This window comes from Streptomyces hilarionis (genome assembly GCF_024539675.1).
Lineage (GTDB): Bacteria > Actinomycetota > Actinomycetes > Streptomycetales > Streptomycetaceae > Streptomyces > Streptomyces hilarionis.
The window spans coordinates 1-583 of sequence record NZ_JAHHIT010000400.1 but is presented as its reverse complement, the minus strand read 5'-3'; the positions used below and the strand labels follow the sequence as shown (position 1 = coordinate 583).

Genomic DNA, 583 nt, shown 5'->3' with positions numbered 1-583 from the left:
GTTTCTATATCCCGCGCCTGACTGCTTTTATCCCCACCGCAGAGCAATAGGACCAGCTGATCGCCGCGCTGCTGGAAATACACCCGGTAGCCGGGGCCATGATGAATTCGCAACTCACTGACGCCTTGACCGACTGGCTGCACGTCACCAAGCAACCCGTGGGCTACGCGCAACACCCGCGCCGCGATAATCAGTTTGGCCTTCTTGTCACGCAGTTTGCGTTCCCAAGTCATGTAAGTGGCGGTTTGGATAATCGTTTTCATGGGTATAAGTGTATTATATATATGACACAAGGTCAAGCGGATGGGCGCATTCTCGCATGCGAGAAAGTAAATATATAGTCCTATCAGATGATACTTATAGTTGACTCGTTTTCTATTTTTTGAGATAATTTCTCCGTCGAAGCAATCCCGCTTCGGTAGCTTGGAACCAGCGGCGGCAACCGCCCAAGCGAATTGCGAAGGAGAATGAAATGGCTGTTCATCGTGTTATTTGGGAAATGGACGTTGATGTAACTGGCGGTCCCCTGGCTGCTGCTCAAGCTGTTGCGAAACAGTATTTCGCTAAGCGTGTAGCGAATGGC

At 50.4% G+C, this 583-nt stretch carries 1 protein-coding gene; it reads right to left on the bottom strand.

The genetic code is table 11. The annotated features are described in order from the left end of the window. A partial coding sequence (locus KMS84_RS43735; RefSeq protein ID WP_256921266.1) for a type II toxin-antitoxin system RelE/ParE family toxin occupies positions 1-263 on the bottom strand: 263 nt, incomplete at its 3' end. Between the last annotated feature and the right edge of the window lie 320 nt (positions 264-583).